20 protein-coding genes are annotated in these 21,338 nt (G+C 69.2%); 10 read left to right on the plus strand and 10 right to left on the minus strand.

Annotated features, from left to right (window positions below; genetic code table 11):
- From RIE08_15695 to RIE08_15705, 3 genes are all read right to left on the minus strand, one after another.
- Nucleotides 1-515, minus strand: a 515-nt coding sequence (locus RIE08_15695) for a hypothetical protein (GenBank protein MEQ8719052.1), incomplete at its 3' end; no start/stop codon positions are given.
- A gap of 249 nt (nucleotides 516-764) precedes the next feature.
- A complete protein-coding gene (locus tag RIE08_15700) occupies nucleotides 765-1,637 on the minus strand; it encodes an MBL fold metallo-hydrolase (GenBank protein MEQ8719053.1) in 873 nt (290 codons plus the stop codon).
- Nucleotides 1,638-1,676: 39 nt separating this feature from the next.
- Nucleotides 1,677-3,287, minus strand: a complete 1,611-nt coding sequence (locus tag RIE08_15705) for an alpha/beta hydrolase (protein MEQ8719054.1) — start codon at nucleotides 3,285-3,287, stop codon at nucleotides 1,677-1,679.
- 197 nt (nucleotides 3,288-3,484) lie between these two features.
- On the opposite strand from RIE08_15705, the gene RIE08_15710 reads away from it, so the two are divergent.
- Nucleotides 3,485-4,708: an MFS transporter gene (locus tag RIE08_15710; protein ID MEQ8719055.1), complete on the plus strand. Its 1,224-nt coding sequence runs from the start codon at nucleotides 3,485-3,487 to the stop codon at nucleotides 4,706-4,708.
- Between the two features lie 41 nt (nucleotides 4,709-4,749).
- Here the strand turns inward: RIE08_15710 and RIE08_15715 are convergent, their stop codons facing one another.
- The 3 genes from RIE08_15715 to RIE08_15725 all read right to left on the minus strand — a co-directional run bounded on the left by RIE08_15715 (nucleotide 4,750) and on the right by RIE08_15725 (nucleotide 7,339).
- Nucleotides 4,750-6,105 (minus strand): hypothetical protein, encoded by a 1,356-nt coding sequence (locus tag RIE08_15715; protein ID MEQ8719056.1) that lies wholly within the window; start codon nucleotides 6,103-6,105, stop codon nucleotides 4,750-4,752.
- A 69-nt stretch (nucleotides 6,106-6,174) separates the two neighbouring features.
- Nucleotides 6,175-6,831 (minus strand): thiamine pyrophosphate-dependent enzyme, encoded by a 657-nt coding sequence (locus RIE08_15720; GenBank protein MEQ8719057.1) that lies wholly within the window; start codon nucleotides 6,829-6,831, stop codon nucleotides 6,175-6,177.
- A gap of 1 nt (nucleotide 6,832) precedes the next feature.
- Nucleotides 6,833-7,339 carry a hypothetical protein gene (locus tag RIE08_15725; GenBank protein MEQ8719058.1) on the minus strand — a complete coding sequence of 169 codons (507 nt, stop codon included), beginning with the start codon at nucleotides 7,337-7,339 and terminating at the stop codon, nucleotides 6,833-6,835.
- A 92-nt stretch (nucleotides 7,340-7,431) separates the two neighbouring features.
- Here RIE08_15725 and RIE08_15730 point away from each other — a divergent pair, with 92 nt between their 5' ends.
- From RIE08_15730 to RIE08_15750, 5 genes are all read left to right on the plus strand, one after another.
- The gene (locus RIE08_15730) at nucleotides 7,432-8,112 is read left to right on the plus strand and encodes a ferritin-like domain-containing protein (GenBank protein ID MEQ8719059.1); all 681 of its coding nucleotides are present in this window, start codon (nucleotides 7,432-7,434) and stop codon (nucleotides 8,110-8,112) included.
- A complete protein-coding gene (locus RIE08_15735; protein MEQ8719060.1) occupies nucleotides 8,112-9,266 on the plus strand; it encodes an iron-containing alcohol dehydrogenase in 1,155 nt (384 codons plus the stop codon). Before RIE08_15730 ends, RIE08_15735 begins: the two co-directional genes overlap by 1 nt.
- A gap of 52 nt (nucleotides 9,267-9,318) precedes the next feature.
- The gene (locus tag RIE08_15740; protein MEQ8719061.1) at nucleotides 9,319-10,395 is read left to right on the plus strand and encodes a CorA family divalent cation transporter; all 1,077 of its coding nucleotides are present in this window, start codon (nucleotides 9,319-9,321) and stop codon (nucleotides 10,393-10,395) included.
- Nucleotides 10,396-10,423: 28 nt separating this feature from the next.
- A complete protein-coding gene (locus RIE08_15745; GenBank protein ID MEQ8719062.1) occupies nucleotides 10,424-11,251 on the plus strand; it encodes a patatin-like phospholipase family protein in 828 nt (275 codons plus the stop codon).
- 76 nt (nucleotides 11,252-11,327) lie between these two features.
- The gene (locus RIE08_15750; GenBank protein ID MEQ8719063.1) at nucleotides 11,328-11,921 is read left to right on the plus strand and encodes a hypothetical protein; all 594 of its coding nucleotides are present in this window, start codon (nucleotides 11,328-11,330) and stop codon (nucleotides 11,919-11,921) included.
- Between the two features lie 96 nt (nucleotides 11,922-12,017).
- On the opposite strand, the gene RIE08_15755 is transcribed toward RIE08_15750, so the two are convergent.
- Nucleotides 12,018-13,052 (minus strand): hypothetical protein, encoded by a 1,035-nt coding sequence (locus RIE08_15755; protein MEQ8719064.1) that lies wholly within the window; start codon nucleotides 13,050-13,052, stop codon nucleotides 12,018-12,020.
- Nucleotides 13,053-13,285: 233 nt separating this feature from the next.
- The gene (locus RIE08_15760; GenBank protein ID MEQ8719065.1) at nucleotides 13,286-14,509 is read right to left on the minus strand and encodes an alpha-hydroxy acid oxidase; all 1,224 of its coding nucleotides are present in this window, start codon (nucleotides 14,507-14,509) and stop codon (nucleotides 13,286-13,288) included.
- A gap of 125 nt (nucleotides 14,510-14,634) precedes the next feature.
- Here RIE08_15760 and RIE08_15765 point away from each other — a divergent pair, with 125 nt between their 5' ends.
- Genes RIE08_15765 through RIE08_15775 form a run of 3 tightly spaced genes read left to right on the plus strand, consistent with a single transcriptional unit; the run spans nucleotide 14,635 to nucleotide 16,890 of the window.
- Nucleotides 14,635-15,303: a PRC-barrel domain-containing protein gene (locus RIE08_15765; GenBank protein ID MEQ8719066.1), complete on the plus strand. Its 669-nt coding sequence runs from the start codon at nucleotides 14,635-14,637 to the stop codon at nucleotides 15,301-15,303.
- A gap of 14 nt (nucleotides 15,304-15,317) precedes the next feature.
- On the plus strand, nucleotides 15,318-15,734 hold the full coding sequence (locus RIE08_15770) for an antibiotic biosynthesis monooxygenase family protein (GenBank protein MEQ8719067.1): 417 nt from the start codon (nucleotides 15,318-15,320) through the stop codon (nucleotides 15,732-15,734).
- Nucleotides 15,735-15,783: 49 nt separating this feature from the next.
- The gene (locus tag RIE08_15775; protein ID MEQ8719068.1) at nucleotides 15,784-16,890 is read left to right on the plus strand and encodes an ABC transporter ATP-binding protein; all 1,107 of its coding nucleotides are present in this window, start codon (nucleotides 15,784-15,786) and stop codon (nucleotides 16,888-16,890) included.
- On the opposite strand, the gene RIE08_15780 is transcribed toward RIE08_15775, so the two are convergent.
- Both RIE08_15780 and RIE08_15785 read right to left on the minus strand, forming a co-directional pair.
- Complete coding sequence (locus RIE08_15780; GenBank protein MEQ8719069.1) at nucleotides 16,833-18,596, minus strand: iron ABC transporter permease; 1,764 nt, start codon at nucleotides 18,594-18,596, stop codon at nucleotides 16,833-16,835. The genes RIE08_15775 and RIE08_15780 overlap by 58 nt on opposite strands.
- Nucleotides 18,597-18,603: 7 nt before the next feature.
- Nucleotides 18,604-19,710 carry an iron ABC transporter substrate-binding protein gene (locus RIE08_15785; protein ID MEQ8719070.1) on the minus strand — a complete coding sequence of 369 codons (1,107 nt, stop codon included), beginning with the start codon at nucleotides 19,708-19,710 and terminating at the stop codon, nucleotides 18,604-18,606.
- Nucleotides 19,711-19,865: 155 nt separating this feature from the next.
- On the opposite strand from RIE08_15785, the gene RIE08_15790 reads away from it, so the two are divergent.
- The gene (locus RIE08_15790; GenBank protein MEQ8719071.1) at nucleotides 19,866-21,281 is read left to right on the plus strand and encodes a hypothetical protein; all 1,416 of its coding nucleotides are present in this window, start codon (nucleotides 19,866-19,868) and stop codon (nucleotides 21,279-21,281) included.
- The last annotated feature ends 57 nt before the right edge of the window (nucleotides 21,282-21,338 follow it).

Consider the following 21,338-nt stretch of genomic DNA (forward strand, 5'->3'; position numbering starts at 1 on the left):
TCGAACACGCTGGCGCTGCCGTCGATGGCGACGACGGTGTTGTTGTTGCCGCCGTCGAACACGCTCGCGCCGCCGTCGATCGCGACGACGGTGTTGTTGTTGCCGCCGTCAGACAGGTTGGCGCTGCCCCGGATGGCGAAGGCGGTGTTGTCGTCGCCGTCGGTCACGCTGGCGCTGCCGTCGATCGCGACCACGCGGTTGTCGTCGCCGCCGGTGAGGTTGGCGCCGCCCCGAATGGAGACGGAGCGGTTGCCGCTCCCGTCGGTGGCGGTGGCGGCGCCGTCGAGGGCGATGGCACGGTTGCCGGTTCCATCGGTCGCCGTGGCGGAACCACCGTCGAGTGCGAGCGCGAAGTTGCCGCCTTCGGTGGTCGAGCACGTGGCCGTCCCGCGCTGGAACAGGGTCCAGCCGTTGTAGGAAGCACAGCTGTTCTCGAAGATCCACGCCGATGCAGCAGGTGCGGCGACGAGTGACAGCACCATGACCGTCGCGGCGACCGCGACAACGGACTTCAAGCGATTTCTCATTTCGACTCTCTCCGGTCTTCAGCAGGGCAGCTACGCGGGGAACGGTCGTGTGTCAGGTTCCTCTCCGGTTGGTGGCGAGGAAGGCGGGTCTCGGCGAACACTCGACTTCGGTCAGATGAATATAGTTGCTGTTCCGGTGGCGAGCCAAGATGCTCGAGCAGGATGCGGCCGATGGGGGCAGAGCAGTTCGCCCAACCCGTGTGCGGTGGCGCGCCGGCGAGCTGACCGCGTGGGGCGTCACATCGTGGCCATGCGCCCGACGAGGTCGACGAGATGGGTCTGGAACGTGGCCGCCTCGGCGTCGTGGCTCCAGCCGTGACCACAGAAGAGGCGGTCGAAGCTCAGGCCGCTCGCGGCGAACCTCCCCAGAGACGCCGTCTGTTCGGGCCACGAGAACCAGCACGCGTTGCGGAACGCGTGCAGCGTCTCGCGTCGCGGGTTCCACGACAGTGAGTCGCCGGAGAACAACAGGTGGTCGTCCACGAGGTACAGCACGCTGCCCTTCGTGTGACCGGGCACCGGGAAGGCCACGACGCCGTCGGTGACGGCCACGGGGGCGACACCCTCGATGAGGTCCGACGCGTACGGCGCCGCGTCCATGTCGTCGGCGTGGATCCACACCCGGGCACCGAAGCGCTCCGCGTATCGGTCCGCGTCGGCGACGTCGTCACGGTGGCTCAGCAGCACGTGGGCGACCCCGCCGAGTGAATCGAGTGGCCCCGCGACCTCGCGTGTCCAGCGGGGCGCGTCGATCATCAGATTCCCGGACGGTCGCACGACGAGATAGGAGTGGGCCCCGAACGACGAGCGGGCGTTGTGGCCGAGGCGGAACACGCCGTCACCGAGATCCTGGGGGAACACGGGCGTGTCCGGCCGGCGCAGCGTCACGTGGCCGACCGAGCGGGTCGGACAGACCTGCACCGCCCGCCATGCCATCTCCATCTCGGCGGGCGTCTCGGGCTGGCGCAGGAACACCGAGTTCCCGTCGGCGGGGTTCCGGCCGACCAGTCCTGGCGCCACGTGGCGCGCCGCGTCGCAGTCGATGCAGCGGTCGTCGACGAACCAGTCGCCCGGTGCCGTGTCCGGGTGGCGGTCGTCGATCCTGGCCATGAGGCCGACCGTAGCCCGCGGGCCGAGGTGGCCGGCCGGTCAGGTGTCGCCCCCGCCGCCGGTGGCGGGCAGGACGACATCCACCATGAAGTCGACGAACTCGTCGGGCTGTTCGAACAGCGGTCGGTGACCGGATGTGTCGAGGACGACGAGTTCCTTCACCGGCGCGTCCAGCATCTCGTACCACTGCGCGAACGGCTCGGCCCGGCCGTCGGCCTCGTGGGTCCCCTGGGCGAAGAAGACCGGGACGTCCAGGCTCGGCGCGTCGAGCCGGAAGTCGATGTGTTGGATCTGCGGGTAGAGGGTGGTGAAGGTGTCCATGAACGCGCCGAGCAGGTGGACCTGTTCGGTCAGCGTGTACTCCTCTTCGAGGAGGTTCTCGGAGAAGCCGCCCTCACCCTCGGAGTTCTGCGAGTGGTCGTAGGGGTAGACCTCGTGTTCGTGCGACAGCGCGGTCTCGTAGTGGAGGAAGTTCTCGTATGGCGGTGGTCCGATCGACGTCAGCTCCTCTACGAGCCCGTCGTCCCCGTTCGCGCGCGCCCAGGCGAGCGTGTCCTCCCAGAAGATGGTGTCGGTCTCGAGGGGGCTCACCATCTGGCCCGTCCCGGTGAACGAGGCGTACATCTCCGGGTGCTGTTGCGCGGCGAGCACGCCGAGGATCGATCCCCAGGACTGGCCGACCAGGTGGATCCGGTCACGGTCGAAACGGTCCCGCAGGTACTCGGTGACCTCGATGGTGTCGGAGACGGCGCCCTCCAGCGTGAGGGTGGAGGTGGGATCCAGCTCCGTGTAGGACTTGCCGGTGCCGCGTTGGTCCCAGGTGACGACGACGAAGTGTTCTTCCAGTTCGGGGAGGTGGTTGCGCATGGCACCCATCTCCGAGCCGCCCGGGCCGCCCGCGAGGAACAGGAGCACCGGGGCGTCCGCGTCATGGCCGCGGATCATCATCGCGAGGTCGTGACCGCCGATCTCGACGGAGGTGAGTTCGGCGATGCTGCCGGCGACCTTCTCCCCGTCGGGGCCCGTGATCGCGTCGGTCTGCGCAGGGCGGGCGAGGCCGACGGCGAGAGTTGTCAGCGCGATGGCCGCGGCGGTGGCGACACCGCGTCGTGTCCACAGCGCGATCTTCCTGCTGGGCGTATCGAAGGCTTCACCGCGGGTCAGGAGGCGCCGGGCGAGCGCGGCGCCGAACGTGGCACCCAGTGCCAGGGGCACGAGCGCGACGAGCGCGTGGAAGCCCCGTCCGACAACGAGGGCGATGAGGCCGTACTCGGAGGTGTGGATGCCGTCCACGGTCGGACCGTCGACCCCGAGGCGGGTCACCTCGACGCCGATCGCGAAGGCGACCGGCGCGGCGAGGATCGCCCAGCGGCTGCGGAGGGCTGCTCCCGCCAGGACGCCGACGGCGACGCTGACGACGATGGAGGTGAGCGCAGCCGAGGTGGTCAACGGTCCCCGTGGTGTGAGCCAACCGGTCAGCACGCCCCAACCGAGAGCAGTTCCTGCGGCGAAGGCTCCGATCGCGACGGAGGGGAGGCGTGGGCTCCGGGCTACGCGCTCCGCGGCGGCGCGCACCCTGCGGGAAGCGGTGTCGAGGGGACCTCCCTCGTGGAATCGGAGGCTCTGCGGGAAAGCGGCCGGGGTCGACATGGCGAACTCCCTCATCGGACTTCTGTTCGACTTCGACCGTATGACGACACCGGTTTCGTGTCGTCGGCCATGGGGCCCTTTCCGTGTCGTTCTCGGGGAGGCCTGCGATGTCGTTCTCGCGGACGACGGTGTGGGAACGTGTTCGCGGTGCAGGTCCCCTTCGAGAACGTCTCCGGCGGCGTCGCTTGGTCGGTGTCGTGAGATCCCGCTCGACGATCAGCACGGACGGCCGCGAGTTCATCGCGATCATCGCCACGTGCATGGCGATGGCGGCGATCTCCACCGACGTGATGTTGCCGGCGTTCCCGGAGATGCGCGCGGAGTTCGGTCTCGCACCGGACTCGAACGAGATCTCTCTCGTCCTGACGACGTTCTTCTTCGGCCTGGCGCTCGGACAGGTGTTCTACGGGCCGTTCTCGGACCGCTTCGGGCGCAAGCCCATGCTGTATCTGGGACTGGGCATCTACATGGTCGCTGCGATCGGCGCGACCTTCGCAACGTCGCTCGCCGCGACGGCCGCCTTCAGGTTCGTGTGGGGATTCGGGGCCGCCGCCCCACGTTCGCTGGCCGTTGCGATCGTGCGGGACTCCTACGAGGGCGATCGGATGGCCCAGGCGATGTCGCAGATCATCGCGGTCTTCATCCTCGTCCCCGTCTTCGTCCCGTCCCTCAGCGCGCTCGCCCTCACGTTCGCTCCATGGCGGATCGTCTTCTGGATCCCGGTCGTCGGCGCCGGGCTGGTCTCGGTGTGGCTTCTGCGGATGCCCGAGACGCTGAAGGCTGCGGATCGGCGGTCGGTCGGGCCGCGTTCGCTCGGGCGGGCGTTCAAGGTGGTGGTGACCACCAGGGAGACCGTCGCCTACGGCTTTGGGATCACCTTGGCCTACGGCGTGATGTTCGCCTACGTGGCGAGCATCCAGACGATCATCGAGACGGTCTACGACCGCGACGAGCTCTTCCCGCTCCTGTTCGGTCTCATCGCCGTGGTTCTCGGGCTGACCTCCCTGCTCAGTGGCCGACTCGTGGCCACCCTGGGTGTCCGCACGGTGATCATCGGCGCGGCGGTGCACTTCGCGGCTGCGTCCGCCATCTTCTTCCTCGTGGCGGTCGCGATGGACGGCGAGCCACCCCTGTGGGCGTTCTGCGTGATGGTCGCGGCGGTCCTGCCGGGGGTGGCGGTGATCATCCCGACCGGGAACGCCGCGGCGATGGCGCCGGTGCCCCACGTGGCGGGGATGGCGGCGGCGGCGCTCGGGACCCTCGCCACAGGTGGGGGTGCGCTCCTGGGCGCCGTCGTCGACGCCGCATTCGACGGAACGGTGACACCGTTCGCGACGGGTGCGGTGGTCTATGCGGGCCTCACCGCCGTCGTCATCGTCTGGACAGCGACCCGCACGGAGGCGGTGGTGAGCGCCTTGTGAGCCGGTGCCTCGTGCGGGCCCGTGCTGCGGGTGCGTCCCGGTCAGAGAAACCCGAGCAGTTCCCCGTGAATCAGCTGACTGATCTCTGTGGCTTCTTGTCGGCTCATGATCTCGGTATTCGCAGCGAAGTCGAGCCGGAGTTCGCTGCGGAACGTCGTCAGACGGAGGCTGCCGCCGAGTCCGTTGAAGATGCTGAGGGTGTCCATGACCCGGAGGTCGCCCACCTCGGTGAGCGCGCTGTCACCGGTCAGGCGACCGTCGACGGTCTCGGGCCACAAGATGCCGGGATTCGTAGTGATGCAGCTGACGGCACGGCCCGCCGACTCCGCGGTCAGTCCGGCGAGACGTGCGCATAGGTCCAGCCCCGATAGTGGCGTGAGCCGTCCGAGCACGCGGGCCAGAGCGATGTCGATGCCGGCCCCGAGCGCGTCTGCGCGTTGGCGGCTGACCGATAGAAGGAGCTCTGCGCGCTCGGCCAACTCGTCGCTGCGGCACCCGACGGTGATGAGCGACAGCGCGTTGGGCTCTGTTGTGCTCGACGCCTGTCGCTGAGCCACCGGCAGGCTGTGCCGCTGCACCAGCGCCGATGCCCCCTTCTCACTGTTCCAGGCATGAAGAGCGCGCATCGCGGCGACGACTGCGAGGTCGGTGATGGTGGATCCATCCGCCGCCCGGGCGCGTCGGCGGAGGGCTGACGTCGTGTCGAGGTCGATCCGAGGTGCCCGGACCGTGATCTGCTCGCCGTGCGGGCTCGGAGTGCCGGCGAAGAAGGCGACGTCTTCGCCGGGGTAGGTCTGCTGTAGCACGCGCGAGTACCGCACGAGATCCGCGCGGGACGCGGCGGCACGAGGGCTCGGCCCCGCCCGGGAGTGGATGACCGGGATGTCGGCCCATGAAGGGTCCGTACCGGTAGCGGACCGGTGGTATCGGGCGAGCGCATCGCGAACGAACCCGTATGTCACGGTGGCATCGGCAGCGGCGTGATGTCGTTCCAGCGCCAGCACCGTCCGGTCGTCGTCGAGGAGCGCGACCGTTACACGGGCCGGTTGTTCGAGGCTGAGGTTGCGCGCCCGTCTACCCCTGTCGTAGATGTGGTCGACGACCCCAGCGAGGTCGTCGCAGCCGGGTATTGCGCGCAGGTCGGTGACGCGAGGCGCAACGGGTTGGGCATCCGCACACCATGCCCAGCGCTTCCAGATGGGTCCGCCATCGTTGACGACGCGCGATCGCAAGAGCGGGGTCGCGTCGAGTTGTGCCGCGATCGCGTCCCTGAGAGCGTCGATGTCACAGGGACCCTCGAGGAGCACCATCGTGAGGATCGAGTGGCTCGAGCCGGCCCGCTCGGACCGGAAGAATGCCGTGGAGGCCAGCCCGAGTCGTGTCAGGGGTTCGGCCACGAATCGAAACTAGCCCGGGCCGGTGGTTTCCCGGTGGCGACTGCAGGACGATGCCGGAGTCCGCGATGGTCAATCCGGCGGGGGCGTCCGCATCAGCTTGCGGTCCTGGCGGGCGAGCCCGAGGATCCGGATCCCCTCGGTCTTCTCGACGTGGCGCACGAAGCGGTACTTGTCCTCGATGCCGTCGGATTGACGCGGTGGAACCTTCGCGTGGCCGACCTCGGTGCGGACGTTGACGAACCGGCACCCGCCCGTGGAGAAGGCGGCCGTGATCTGGGTCTCGAGGTCGTCGAAGGTCTCGACATCGGCGGTGTGGGGCACGCCGGCAGCGGCGGCCATCGCCGCCAGGTTCGCCGTGGACGCCGTTGCGGTCGGTCGACGCCCCTTGTCGCCCCACCCGATGGACTCGTAGACGCCGTTGTCGGCGACGAAGACGGACAGGTTCGCCGGTGCGGCCTGACCCATGGCCACGAGCTGGCCCAGTTCCATGAGCACCGACCCGTCACCGTCGACACAGACGACCGGACGGTGGGGGAGTGCGATCGCGAGGCCGGTGGCCATCGCGATCACGTCGCCCATCTGGCCGAGCATCGCGGACCGCGGGTGTTCGTCGGTGTGGTGGGACCATTCGAAGCCGACGGCGCCGATGTAGGTGGCCATGACGAGCGAGTCCTCGGGTAGGGCCGCGGCGAGGCGCCCGAGCCATTCGTGGCGGTCGATGGCCATCTCAGTCCTCCCAGACGCAGTCGCCGGACACCAGCACCGCAGCGGGGTGCAGTTGGGCCTCGGAGATCCGGTGCGCCCGCTTGATCGACTTCCGCAGATCCTCGACGTGTCGCACGATCAGGTACGGGATGCGCAGCGCGTCGAGCAGTGGCTCGACGACGATCCCGTGGGGGATCCCCCAGTGCTCCGTCTCGCCGACGTCGCCGCGGTACGACAGCATCAACACGACGGGGACACCGGTTCCGAGCGAGATACGGGCGATGTACTCCGAGGCGACCCGCAGCCCCGAGTTCTCCATGATGAGAGCGCTCTTCTTCCCGCCGAGCCACGCGCCGGCGCACAGCGAGAACCCCACGCCCTCGTTGCACACGGGGACGTAGGTGAAGTCATCGTCGTCCTCGACGAGTTCGTGCAGATTCCGCTGCCATCCGTCGGGCAGGCCGGAGACGAAGTCGATGCCCGCCTCCTTCATTCCCGCCAGGGCCTCGGCGGCCGCGTGGTCGAGCATCGGTTCTCCCGTCAACGCCGTGTGAACAGGCGCCGATCATATTCCTCCCCGGCGTCAGTCCGTGGCACACTCGGAGACCGGAGGTTCCACCGATGACGATGACGCCGACCGAGTTCTACGACGACCTGATGGCCGAGCTGGACGCGAAGCGGTCCGCTCTCGGCGACGACGACGGCGCCACGTTCTTCACCCGGCCGATGAGCGAACCGGAGCTCATCGAGTGGTTGTCGTTCCAGGCCTGGTACGAGCTGAACGCGGCGAAGTTCATCGGCGGCTGGCTCGCCGACACCCCCGAACGCGACGCCCTCGTCCTGCTCGCGCAGCAGGTCGAGGACGAGGGACTCCACTACGAGTACTGCATGCGGGCCCTCGAGCGCCGTGGCGTGACCTCGCTCGACAACTGGAAGCCCGAGCCCGAGTGGGAGGCGTGGGTGACCGAGTGGTACCCGTCGGGCGACGACACCCTCGAGCGGGTCGCTGCCCACAACGTCACCGGCGAACTCGGCGCCTGCCAGGCGTTCTTCGATCTCAAACCCCGGCTACCCGACGACGTGGTGAAGACACTCGAGCGGATCATCCCCGACGAGCAGTTCCACATGAAGATCGGTCGTCAGCTCATCGAGCGCTACGCGCTCACCGACGACGCCCAGGAGCGGGTGCGTGCCCGGGCGATGAAGACGTTCGAGCTCGAACAGGCGGGGCGGATCGCGTACAACCGCCGCATGTCCCAACTCGGCCTCGGCGACGTCGACGACCCGTCCCCGCTGATCTGATGGGCTTCGGAGCGTTTCAGTACGCATCACCGATCGAGTTCGTCTTCGGGCCGGGCCGACGCGCCGAGATCCCGGAGCGACTCGCCGCGCGCGGCGTCGATTCCGTCCTGATCGTGACCGACGAGGGCGTCGCCGGCGCCGGACTGGTGGACATGGTCACCGCTCCGCTCGCAGCGGCCGGTGTCACGGTCACGACCTTCGCCGACGTGAAGTCCAACCCCACGGTCGAGAACGTGGACGCGGGGGCCGCGGTTCTGCGCTCCGCCGCAGCGGGTGCGGTCATCTCGGTCGGCGGCGGGAGCCCCATCGACACCGCGAAGATCATCGTCGCCGCCGTCGCCAACGACTGTTCGGCCGCCGACTTCATGTCCGGCGCGCAGGCGATCACCACCGCCGGCGTCCCCCACATCACCGTGCCGACCACGGCGGGTTCGGGTGCCGAGTCCGCGAAGGTCTCGGTCCTCGTGGACCACGTCAGTGGCGAGAAGAAGGGCGTCTTCGGTCCCGGCACCACTCCGTGGATCACGGTCCTCGACCCCGAGTTGATGGTCGGGATGCCGCCGTGGCTCACGGCCGCCACCGGGATGGACGCGCTGTCCCACGCTCTGGAGGCCTACCTCGGCAGGGCGGCCAACCCGTTCTCCGACGCCCTCGCCGAACAGGCGATGCGCCTCGTGGCGGACAACATCGAGACCGCGGTCAACGACGGGGCGAACATCGACGCTCGGTCGGCGATGACGGTGGCGTCGGCCCTCGGTGGGCTCGCCAAGGAGCAGTCGGGACTGGGGATCCTCCACGCCGTGGCCATGCCGTTGGGCTACGTCTACGACCTCCACCACGGCTATCTGTGCGCCGCACTGATGGCTGCCACGCTGGACTTCAACCGGTCCGCTGTCATGGCCAAGACCGCGTGGGTCGCCCGGACCTTCGGGGTGGACGACGCCGACGACGAGGGCGCCGCGGCGCTCGCCGGTGCGACGATCACCGCGCTCAACGACCGGATCGGGATGGGGACGCGTCTGGGCGATTCGGGTGTTCGCGCCGAGGATCACGAGCGCATCGTCGACGACGCGATGAAGTCCTATCTCCTGCGCAACAACCCGATCGAGGGCACCCCCGAGGGGTGCCGGGCGGTGCTCGTCAACTCCATGTGAGCGTCCGCCGACGGTCCCGTCGATGGGTGACCGTGGGTCGTAGGATCGCGTCATGTCCCGTTCACGACTGCTGGTGTGGGACGACCTCGACGGGCCCGCGCGGGAGGTCGACGCCGCCTCGTTCGCCGACCATCTCGGCAACGCTCCGCTGGTCTGGCTGGACCTGACCGCACCGGACCCGGCGACCGTGTCACAGATCACCGACATCGTCGATGTCGACCCGCTCGTCGTGGACGACCTGCTCGACGACCTCGAACTCCTCCCGAAGATCGACGACTACGACGACCAGATCTTCGTCGTCCTGCACTCGTTGGCGGCCACCGTGGACCGTGTCGACACCGTCGAGATCGACGCGATCGTCACCGACGGGGCGCTCGTGACGGTCGCACCTACCGAGGTCGTCAGCGTGGACTGGCTGTGGCGGGCAGCCCGGCGGCAGCCCGGTCTGGCCGACGCCGGGCCCGCCGGGGTCCTCGCCGGTCTCGCCGAGGTCACGGGGCGTCGGTTCCTCGGGATCCTCAACGAGTTGGAGTTGCGTATCGAGGACCTCGCCGACCGTGCGCTCGAGGGGGACCCAGACGTCTTGTTGGAGGTCCGTGTGCTGCGTGGTGAGGAGATGACGCTGCGCCGGATCCTTCGTCCCCAGCGCCAGATGCTCACCCGGATGCGCACCGGCACGATTCCGATCCCCGACAACGCCAAGCGACGCTTCTCCGACGCCGAGGACGTCCACGTCCAACTCGTCGAGTCGGTACTGGCGTCGCGGATGTTGATGTCCGACGTGATCGACACCTACCGCGGCGCGATGGCCGAGGACCAGGCCGAGGCGGCCAAGCTGGTGGCCGTCTTCGCCGCGATCCTGCTGCCGATGACCCTCGTCGTCGGCTACTTCGGCATGAACTTCGAAGACCTGCCCGGGTTGCGACGTGATCTCGGCTGGCTGTGGGTGACGGCGGGAATGGTCGTCGCCGCGGTCGCCGCCTGGATCGAGTTCGCGCGACGGGGTTTCGTGCGCGGGCCCCGGGTGCGGGAGGCGCCCCGTACGATCGTGCGTGGCCTGGCGTCGGCGGCGAAGATCCCGGCGGTGCCTCTCGCGATGCTGCGCCGTCCGGGTTCTCGCAAGAGCTGACCGTGACCGCGTCGGGCCGGGGGTCGCTGTGACCACTGCCTTCGTACTGTCCGGTGGAACCAACCTCGGAGCGGTCCAGGTCGGGATGGCCGCGGCCCTCGCCGAGGCGGGGATCGCCCCCGACCTCGTCGTCGGTACGTCGGTCGGGGCGCTCAACGGGGCGTGGCTGGCCGCGAGGCGGCCGCTCGTCGGGCTCGAGGAACGCTGGTTGCAGCTCCATCGACGCGACATCTTCCCCTTGAACCCGGTCGGCGTCATCGCTGCGTTGTCCGGTCGGCGGAGCCATCTCGTGGCACCACGGCGGTTGCGTCGCCTCGTGACCGACCAGTTGGCATTCGCTGCCTTGGAGAACGCACCCATCCCCTTCACGGTCATCGCCACCGATGCGCTGACTGGTTCGGCCGTCGCGCTCGACTCGGGCCCGGCCGTCGAGGCCCTCATGGCGTCGTCGGCGATACCGGGGGTGTTCCCGCCCGTCGAGATCGACGGCAGGACCCTTGTCGACGGTGGACTCGCCGACAACGCATCCATCGGCACGGCCCTGGTGGCAGGCGCCGACGACGTGTGGGTTCTCGCCGCAGGGTGGGGGTGTCCCGTCGAGACGGGTCGCGGGGCCGTCGCAGCTGCCACCAGCGCTGCCCTTTCGCTCGTCCACCAGCGGCTAGCGCTCGAGCTCGCGGCCCTGTCGCCCGCCCGGCGGTCACAGGTGCGCGTCCTGCCGTCCCCGTGCATGGCGGGCCGTTCGCCCCTCGACTTCTCCCGGTCCGGGGACCTCATGGCGGCGGCACGGCGGGAGACCGCCGCCTGGCTCGAGGCGGGTGCCGCGCCCATGGGTCCTCCCACGTACCTTCCGTGAAATTCTCGCGGGGCGGGAACCGGATCGCCTGGTGGCTACGTCAGAGGTGTGTCTACCCCTACTGACGAGGACGATGATGACAAAGCGCAATCCATTCCTTCTCCTGGTCGCCCTGCTCGCGGCCCTCGCACTCGTGGCGGCCGCCTGCGGCGACGACGACGCCGACGTGGGTGTCGGCGGTGACGACACCTCCGATCAGGTACCCGGGCCCGGTGACGAGGCGGCCCTGCCCGTCGCGGACGACGAGTCTCTGCCCCCGGCGGCAGGCGCATGTCTCGAGGGCACCGTCGACTGCAATGACACCCCCGGTGATCTCGAAGGGCCCGAACTCGAGCCCGGCGACGAGAGCGTCGAGCCGGTCACCGGGATGCTCGCCGACGGCGGTCTGTCACCCGAAGAGGCCCTCGCGATGGGCCCCGCTGCTGGTGTCATCGCTGTGACCGGCTTCATCCTCGACGACGCGACGGGTACGTACCTGTGCGGTGCCCTCGCCGAGTCCTACCCGCCCCAGTGCGGAGCGGGCGCCATCGAACTGCAGGGCTTCGCTCTCGAGATGGTCGCTGCTCCCTTCACCGTCGCCGACGGCGTGACGTGGACCGACACGCCCGTGTCCGTGTTCGGCGTGGTCGTCAACGGCGTCATGACGGTCGACGAGGCCGTCACGGGCTGATCCGGCTCCGGGAACGTCTCTCCCCTCCGGGCTCACCGGAGACGGATCACGGGGGAGGGTGCGTGGTGGCGCACCCTCCCCCCTGCGCGTCCGGCGTCAGCCCACCCGTGTCGCGGTGAAGTCGGCCGATACGGAACAGTCGATCCCCTGGACGGTGAAGGAACTGCTCACCGTCCCGTTCAGGGCGTCTGGCCCGGTGAAGGAGAACGCGAACGTGAGGTCGATGGTCCCGAGGTTGGGGATCGTCGCGGCGGCGACACCGATGTAGACCGATTCCCCCGGTGAACCCGAGTTCCGGGTCGCGACGATGTTGCCGGTCTCGTCGCGGAACCCCGACGCGGTGATCCTGGAACCGTCCGCGCTGACGTCGAGCGTTCCCTGGTTCGGTCCTGACGCGGGTATGGGGACCGATGCGATGCCACAGTCGGCGGTCGAGGGACTGTTGGTCACCGCCCAGGTCCCGGAGGTGGGGGTCAGCGGTTCGGGCGTGGGCGTCGGTGTGGCGGTGGGTGTCGGGGTGGGTGTGGCCGTCTGGGTCGGGGTGGGAGTCGGGCTGGCGGTCCCGGTCGTCGTGGGGCTGGGCGTCGGTGTCGTCTCGGGAATTGCGCCGTCGTCTTCGACGTAGCGGATGCCGAAGTCGGCGCCGGCGGTGGTCGCCGGCGCCATCTCGAACGACGACGGTCCGGCTGCGGTGGTGACGACGGCTGCTTCGCCCACAGGGGTGCGGAGCGAGGCGAGGTCCACCTCCACGGTGATGGGCACCGTGGCCCGTGTGGCGAACAGCCAGAGCCCGTCGGTCCCGCTCGTGATGACCTGCGGAGCGCCGGCACCGAGGCGGACCACCAGGTCGACGCCGGACAGGCCGGGCTCGTCGTTCCCGCGGACCCCGTCGCCGTCGAGGTCCTCGAACACGGTGCCGCTGAGCAGAGACGTGCCGGGTGGCAGAACGGTCTCCTCGGTCGCTGTGTCATCCGATGGCACAGCGACCATCTCCGGGCCGTCGTCGTCGGTGACGGCCACGACGAGCATGCCGATCACGAACCCGACGACGAGCGCGCCGGCGGCCGGCAGGGCCCAGACCGGCAGCGAGGCCGGCCGGGCGAAGCGGTTGGGCGGTGACTCGTTCGTCATGACGTCCCGGGTCGACGGTGGCGGCGACGCCGACACTACCGGCGCGCCGCCCCCCGTGTTCGGCGCCGGTGGGATCGAACAGGCTCAGCTGACCTTTGACCCTTTCGGAACGGACCGCGATGGGCGATTCTGTCAGTACATGTCCCGGCCGACGGGAATACGACGGCGGTCGGAACTCAGAAGCGACCCGGGCCCTCCCTCCTCACCCGGGTCGCTTCGCGTTCGCAGCCGGTTCAGCCGGCGTATGGCCGCCGCCTGATCAGTTCAGCGTCCAGGGCGGCTATCGACGTCCGTCCCGACAGGGCCATCGCCCGTTGTGCGCCGGCGCGCAGCATCTCGAGCACGTGATCCACCCCGGCCTCACCGCCGGCAGCCAGTCCGTACAGATAGGCGCGCCCCGCCATGGCGGCCGTGGCGCCGGACGCGACGGCCTTGACGATGTCGGAGCCGCGCCGGATGCCTCCGTCGCAGTACACCTCGGCGGCGTCGCCGATCGCGTCGCGCACCGGGGCGATCAACTCGAGAGGTGATGGCGCGCCGTCGAGTTGGCGTCCGCCGTGGTTGGACAGGGCGACAGCGTCGACGCCGGCCCTCACGGCGAGGCGGGCATCTGCGACGCTCTGGACACCCTTGAGAACCACCGGGCCGGACCAGCGCTCGCGGAACCACGCGATGTCGTCCCAGGACAGAGCGGGGTCGAACTGCTCGCTGATGTAGTCGGCCAGTGACACGGCGTCCGTGCCGTCGCCGGCGGCGCCGCCGGCGACGGTGGCGAAGCGGATCGGTTCGGCTCTGATGAACGCCCAGGTCCAGCCGGGATGCAGCGCGCCGTCGAGGAGAGTGTCCAGTCCGATCTTCGGTGGAAGCGAGAAGCCGCGTCGCACATCACGCTCGCGTCGACCCAGGACGGCCGTGTCCACGGTGATGACCATGGTGCGGTACCTGTCTGCGGCGCGTTCGACCATGTCGGCGAGCATCGCCTTGTCGCGCCACACGTAGACCTGGAACCACAGGTCCCCGCTGCTGACCGCGGCGACGTCCTCGATGGACCGCGTCGACAGGGTGGACAGTGTGTAGGGCACGCCGGCGCGCGCGGCCGCCCTGGCGACCGCGAGTTCGCCCTGTGGGTCGGCGATGCGGGTGAAGCCGGTCGGGGCGAGGATGAGCGGCAGCGGAACGTGCCGTCCGAGGATCGTGGTGGACGTGTCCACGTCCGATACGTCGCGCAGGATCCGGGGGACGAACTCGAGGTCTGCGAACGACGCCACGTTGCGGGAGCAGGTGACCTCGTCCTCGGCGGCGCCGTCTATGTAGTCGAAAACGCCGCTGGGGAGTCGTCGTCGCGCGACGCGGCGCAGATCACCGACGTCGGCGGCGCGGGCGAGGCGACGCTTCGCCCCGTTGCGCTCGAATCGCCGGAACTTCAACACCGACCGCAGTGTCTCGATCGCCTGCATGCGGCGAGCCTAGGACCGCTGTGGATGGTGGGCCGGCGTTTCCCGTGCGGCCGGAACGGGTAGCCACACGGACGGGGCACGACCGAGTGTCACCGCACCCGACCACGAGAGGATTCGAGACGACGATGACCACGACCACCACGACCACCACGATGCAGTTCCGCGAGGGGGCCGAAGTGCTCGCCGCCGACGGTGAACATCTCGGTGACGTCGAGCGCATGGTGGTGAATCCCGCCGCGTCGGTCGTATCCCACGTCGTCGCATCGAAGGGACTGTTCTTCGAGACCGAACGGGTCATCCCGATCGACGTCGTCGAGAGGGCGAATTCCCACACGGTCAGGCTCAAGCCGGGCGTGGACCCCGACGAGCTTCCCGAGTTCGAGGAGACCCACTACGTGATCTCCGACGAGGACACGGGCCGCCGTGTCGAGCCCGATGGTGGCTGGATTCCCCTGATCTTCGGCTTTCCGATGATCGCGCCCGTCGGCTCGCCGCAGTATCCGATGTACCCCGCCACCGAAGAGGTGACCACCCGCAACGTGCCGGCCGGTACCCAGATCATCGACGTCGGTTCGAGCGTCGTGACCTCCGACGGTCAGGAGGTCGGCGAGGTCACCGAGGTGGACCTGGACGAGGCCGGACGTCTCGTCGGGGTGCGCGTCGATCCCGGCTGGTTCCGCAGCGAGCAGTTGCTCCCGGCCCACATCGTGCGCGGGATCGATCAGAACCGCGTCACGCTCGCGGTCAGCGCGGCGACGCTCGAACACTTCGATCGGTCGCAGGCCCCGCGGTGACACCCGGAGCCGAGATGGAGTTCGAGACGAAGGGTGTGCCGGCGATGAAGACGGTGATGACACGCGTGCGGGTCCTCGAGGGCCGAGAGGCCGACTGGGAAGCTGCGATGGCCGAGCGTCTGGCCAACGCGGCCGACAGGCGGGGGTTTCAGGGCGCGCAGATCCTCTTCCCGCTCGACGAGCGGGCCGCGCGGGTCATCCAGGGCACCTGGGAGAGCCGGGCCGACTGGGAGGCCTGGCACGACGACCCGGCCTTCACCGAAACTCGCGCGCGGCTGGACTCCTTCCAGGAGTCCGTCGGCGAGACCTGGTGGTACGACGTCGGCACCCGACAGCGTCCCGCCGGTCTCACCGAGACCGTCCTCACCGGCGTCTCCCGTGCCCGCGACGTGCTCGACGGTCTCGTGGGCCGCATCCGCAGCAGGCTCTGAACGCCTGACCGGTCGGTGTCCCGCTGTGGCCCGTCGGTATCGTGGGGCCGTGGCCAACACGACCCACGGCACGGCGACCGACGCCGCCGACGCCGAGCCCGCGCCGGCCTCCGGTCCCGCCACCCTCGAGGTCGAGGGGGTCTCGAAGTCCTTCGGTGCGGCGCCGGTTCTGCACTCGGTGGGCCTACGGGTCGAACGCGGCTCGATGATGGCGCTGCTCGGCCCCTCCGGCTGTGGCAAGACCACCCTGTTGCGGTCCATCGCCGGCCTCGAGCGTCCCGACGAGGGTGTGGTCCGCATCGACGGGCGGGTGGTGGTCGGCCCTGGCGTCGACGTGGCGCCCGAGCGGCGACGGATCGGAATGGTCTTCCAGGACTGGGCCCTCTTCCCTCACCTCAGCGTCGCGGACAACGTCGGCTACGGCCTGAGCCGCGACGAGCGACGTTCCGGTCGCGTGGCCGAGTCGCTCGATCTCGTCGGTCTCGGTGGTTTCGACGACCGCATGCCCTCGACGTTGTCGGGTGGCCAGCAACAGCGCGTCGCGCTGGCGCGTGCTCTGGCTCCGCGTCCGACGGCGCTCCTGCTCGACGAGCCGTTCTCCAACCTCGACACGACCTTGCGGGTGCAGGTCCGCACCGAGGTGCACCGGCTGCTGGCCGGTCTCGACATCACCACTGTCTTCGTCACCCACGACCAGGAGGAGGCGTTCGTCCTGGGTGACCGGGTGGCGGTCATGACCGCGGGGCGCATCGTCCAGGAGGCGACGCCCGCCGAGATCTACGAGGAACCGGTGTCGCAGTGGGTGTCGGGCTTCGTCGGAGAGGCCAATCTCTTCGATGGGCACGGCGATGGTGAGGCCGCGCGGACGCGTCTGGGCCGGGTGACGCTGCGGCGTCCCGTGGAGGGTGTCTGCGACGTGCTGTTCCGGCCCGAACAGCTCGCGGTGGCCCTGCGGTCGGGTGCAGAGGAGCCGGGCTCGATCGCCGTCGTCGAGGCAGTCGAGTTCTACGGCCACGACCACATCGCCATCGTCCGCTTCGACGACGGTCAGGAGGCGCGGATCCGTTCGACCGGGCCGCCCCGGGTCTCACGGGGTGATCAGGTCGCGGTGACGCCGTCGGCCGCGCCGACCGTCGCCTTCACCCGCGGGGGCTGAGCCGGCCCGGCTCCCTCGCCCTCGGCGGCCGATGCAGCTGACGGGCTGGTCCGGGAGCGCGTCGCCCCGCCGGCCTCGCGGCCCTCCCTGGCCACGATGAACGCCATCGGCAGCGCCGACAGCGCCACGAGTGCGAGCGCCGGTGCCGCGGCCCGGGCGAAGAAGGCCTCCACGGTCGCGTTGTAGACCTGGGTGGACAACGTGTCGTAGCCCGTCGGCGCGAGGAGCAGTGTCGCCGGGAGTTCCTTCATGGCGGTGAGGAAGACGAGTGCGCCGCCGGCGCTGACGCCGGGCCGGGTGAGCGGCAGCACGATGCGGCGGAAGGTCATGAACGGGCTCGCCCCCAGAAGGCGTGACGCCTCCTCCACCGAGGGGGTCACCTGCAGCATCGAGGAGCGGATCGCGCCGATCGCCTGGGGCAGGAACAACACGACGTAGGCGAATGTCAGCAACGCCATCGTCTGGTAGAAGGGCGTCGCCACCCTGGCACCGAAGAACACGAGCGACAGGGCGACGACGACGCCGGGAAGGGCGTAGCCGGACCATGACATCCCTTCGACGAGCCGCGACAGGCGCCCCGGGTGTCGCACCGACAGGGCGGCCACCGGCCACGCGGCGATCACGGCGAACAGCGCACCGAGCAGTGACGCCCAGAGGCTGTTGACCACCAGGTCGGTGGTCAGCCTCAGTGGTTCCCCGGCGTCGATGCCGCGTTGGAGCCAGTAGACGATCACCGCGAGCGGTATCACGAGCGCGATGAGGACGAGGAAGCTGCACGCGGCGAACGCGGGCCAGCGCCACCGGCCGAGCGACACGACGTTCGCGGTGCGGCTACCCCCGGCGTGGAGCCGGTGGATCTGTTCGCGGCCGCGGGTGCGCTGCACCACCGCCAGTACCGCGAGGGTCAACACGACGAGCATCAGGCCGTACACGGCGGCGGTGGAGCGGTCCAGCGAGGCCCGGTACTGCACGAAGATCACTCTCGTGAACGAGTCGAAGCGCAACAGCGAGACGGCGCCGAAGTCGCTCAGGGTGTACAGCGCGACGAGCAGGCCGCCGGCGGTGATCGACGGCCGCAGTTGTGGCAGCACGACCCGGATGAAGGTCTCGAGTCGGCCGCGCCCGAGCATCCGGCTCGCCTCCTCCAGGCTCGGGTCGATCCGGCGCATCGCCGCGCGTGTGGTCAGTAGCACGTACGGGTAGCTGAAGAGCGTGAGCACGAGGCAGGCGCCCCAGAAGCCGTAGATCGATGGGATCTCGTCGACGCCGAGCGGCTCCAACCAGCCCTGCGCGAAGCCGCGGGGTCCGATCGCCGCGATGAAGGCGTAGCCGCCGACGTAGGTCGGGATTGTCAGTGGGAGCGCCGTGAGGACGACCCACGTCCTGCGTCCGGGCAGGTCGGTGCGCACGGTCAGCCATGCGAGGGGGACCGCGAGCAGGATGGAGAACCCGGTCACGGCCACGGCGAGAAGCGTCGTGTCGACCAGCAGGTTCAGGGCCCGCTCGGAGGTGGCGATCTCGAGTGAACGGCCGAGTCCGATCTCTGAGGAGCGGATGACGAGGTACGTGAGGGGGAGGGCCGCGGCCGCCCCGACGACGAGCGCGAGCAGTGACAGCACGGGCGCGCCGCGGCGACGAGCGTTGACGGCGGCCCGCAGGCCGGGGCCGTCTCGTCCCGTCGGGACCGGTGTGGTGGTCGCGGCCAACGGCTGGCTACAGGATCCCGAGGTCGAAGAGGAGCTCGAGCGTGCCGGCGAGGTCCTCGAGTTGTGCGAGGTCGATGTCGGGCACCGTGAGCGAGTTCACATCGGGAAGTTCCTCGGCCGGTTCGACGCCTGCGGCGAGCGGGATCTCGAACGTCTCGGTGGCGAAGTAGGTCTGGGCCTCTTCGCCGAGAAGGAACGAGATGAGCGTCTCGGCGAGTTCGGGTTCGTCAGAGGAGTCGACGATGCCTGCGCCGGCCACGTTGATGAGGGCTCCCGGGTCCCCGTCGGAGTAGAACTTGTTGGCGGCGGGGTAGTCGGGGTCCTCGGCGAGGAAGCGGTAGAGGTAGTAGTGGTTGACGAACCCGACGTCCACCTCGCCGGCTGCCACGGCTTCGACGACGGTGGTGTTGTTGGGGTACTCGGTGGCGCCGTTGTCACGGATCCCTTCCAGCCAGTCCCGGGCGCCGTCCTCGCCCTCGAGGACCCGCAGTGCCGTGACGAAGGCCTGGAACGAGCCGTTGGTGGGCGCCCAGCCGATCCGGCCGTCCCACTCGGGGTCGGTGAAGTCGAGGATCGAGTCGGGGAGATCGGACTCGTCGAGGAGGTCCGTGTTGTACACGACGACCCGGGCGCGTCCGGAGATGCCGACCCACTGTCCGTCGACCGACCGCAGCGCGACCGGTACCTCGTCGAGGATCTCGTCGGGAAGAGTCGTGAGGCGACCTTCGGCGGCGAGCGCTCCGAGCGCCCCGGCATCCTGGCCGAAGTAGACGTCTGCAGGGGAGTTGCCGCCCTCTTCGAGGATGGTGGCGGCCATCTCGGCGGTGTCGCCGTACCGGACGGCGACCTCGATGCCGGTCTCCTCCGTGAAGCGCTCGAGGATGGGGCCGACGAGTTCCTCGCTGCGTCCGGAGTACACGACGACGGTGCCTTCGGCCACGTCGGAGACGTCGTCGCCTCCGTTGCCGGTGGCCGTGCCGGTGGGTGAGGGATTCGCGACCGCCGTGCCGGTGGGCGTCGGGGTCGATGAGGCGCCGTCGTCGTCGTCACCGCAGGCCGCGGCGACGAGCGCGAGGAGCATCAGTGCTGACAGGACTTTGATGAGGCGGGACATTCAGGGCTTCCTTGACTCGGGTGACCTTCCGAACGGTGTTAGGTATACCTAACTCTCCGCCGGGAGTGCAACATCGCAGTGATTCATTCCGAGTTCATTCGGAGTTTCCCTTCGGGTCCTAAGGTGCGGGTGTCCACGTCTCAGGAGGCCCCCTTGTGAAGAAGTGCGTGCTCGTCCTCGCGTCGCTGGCGATGTTCGCCAGCGTCCTTTTCGCCGCCACCGTGGCGCCCGCCGGCGCCCAGGGCATCTACGTCGTGACGAGTTCCGACGGCAGCGGCTCGGGCCCCGGCACGATCCGTGACGCCCTCGAAAGTGGTCAGACGACCATCGTCATCGACGACGCCGTAGGCACGATCTTCATCGACGCTCCCCTCGTCTACGACGGCACGGAGGCGCTACGCGTCTACGGGAACGGCGTGACGATCGACGGCGATGGCCTCGAAGACACGTTGCTGGAGATCAGCGAAGGCGTCGACCTCGCTCTGTTCGGCATCACCTTCGACGACGGAGGCGGCTATTCGCTCGGCGCCGAGGTCGGGACGGCCGGTGTGCACGTGATCGTCCCGTCCGGCGTAACCGGCACCGTCGACGTCACCCTGAACGGCGTGACTGTGCGCGGCGTCGGCGGCCACGGCATCTGGATCGACGACAACGACGGCTCCTCGGCGTCGGTCCACGTCTCCGCAACAGGCGTGCTGGTCGAGGACGTGGGATTCGGTGAGTTCGATCGTGACGGCATCCGCGTCGACGAGACCGGTGACGGCGACATCACCTTCACCTCACGCTGGTCGAACTTCATCGGGGTCGGTGCCGATGGTGTGGAGCTCGACGAGCGGGGTGCCGGTTCGGTCTTCTTCGATGTTCTCGCCTCCAACTTCAACGACAACGGCGACTACTGCATCGGCGTCGATCCCGAGAACCCGAGCGGGTCCGAGGAAGCCGAGTGCGTCGAGGATGACGAGCTGGACCTCGACGACGGCTTCGACATCGACGAGGCCGACGGCGGCGCCATCAGCGGCACGGTGAGATACTCCTCGGCTGACGACAACTACGACGAGGGCTTCGACTTCGACGAGGCCGGCAGCGAGGGCATCGACGTGTCCTTCACCGGCGTGACCGCGAACGGCAACATCGACGAGGGCATCAAGGCGAGCGAGGAGGACGGCGGTTCGCTGGTCGCCTCACTCAGGAACACCCAGGTGCTCAACGGTCAGGACAACGACGGGGTGGAGTTCGAGGAACTCGGCGACGGGGACCTCGACGTCGAGGCCCGGCGGCTCGTGTCGACAGGTCACGACAGCTCCGGTCTGAAGCTGGTCGAGGAGGACCAGGGGACCCTGACCGCCGATGTCCGCTTCTCGACGCTCGCCGGCAACGGTGAGGACGGGCTCGAACTCGAAGAGGTAGACGACGGTGACCTCACCGCGAACGTCCGCTGGTCCAACCTCGCCGGCAACAGTGACTACGGAATCCAGGCGGAGGCCGGTGGTGCGTCCGGGACGGTGACGACCACTTTCGTCACCCTGGCCGGTAACGGCGCCGGCGCGACGGACTTCACCAACATCAGCTAGCCGCCGCGACGCCGAGGCGTCCATTCATCCATGAACGCGCAAGTGCCCGGCGCCACA

It is taken from the genome of Acidimicrobiales bacterium (genome assembly GCA_040219085.1).
Classification (GTDB): Bacteria; Actinomycetota; Acidimicrobiia; order Acidimicrobiales; family JAVJTC01; genus JAVJTC01.